Source organism: Winogradskyella pacifica (assembly GCF_013403915.1).
In the GTDB taxonomy this organism is placed as follows: Bacteria; Bacteroidota; Bacteroidia; order Flavobacteriales; family Flavobacteriaceae; genus Winogradskyella; species Winogradskyella pacifica.
This window is the reverse complement of the sequence record NZ_JABFDI010000084.1, coordinates 1-540: the sequence shown is the minus strand read 5'-3', so window position 1 is coordinate 540 and position 540 is coordinate 1. Positions and strand designations below refer to the sequence as shown.

General features: G+C 38.1%; 1 protein-coding gene. It reads left to right on the top strand.

Annotated features, from left to right (window positions below; genetic code table 11):
• A partial coding sequence (locus HM984_RS17530; RefSeq protein ID WP_179350132.1) for a transposase occupies positions 1 to 540 on the top strand: 540 nt, incomplete at both ends.

The window sequence follows — 540 nt, the reverse complement described above, 5'->3', positions numbered from 1 at the left end:
AATACCTATGAGCAGCAAATGGGAGATCGCAACTCCATGAGTAAAACCGATCCCGATGCTACTTTTATGAGGATGAAAGAAGATCATATGTTAAACGGCCAACTTAAACCTGGCTATAATCTACAAGCAGCTACCAATAATCAATTTATAGCCAACTACACCCTTGCACAGACTACTGCAGATACTACAACACTTATCGATCATACTGAAGACTTTATAGAAGGATATGGCAAACCACCAGAAATACTCACAGCAGATGCAGGTTATGGAAGTGATGAAAACTACACCTACCTCGAAGATAAGAATATTGAAGCTTTTGTAAAGTACAATTACTTCCATAAGGAGCAGTTAGATGAAAAAAGAGGTAAAACTAAAAAACCATTTGCAGCAGACAAGCTCTTTTACAACAATGACACAGACACTTACTATTGTCCTATGGGACAACCCATGGAAAACATAGGTAGTTATATAAGAAAAACAGCTACTGGATACCAGCAAAAAATAGAGAGGTATCAAGCTAAGAACTGCTCTGGATGCCAG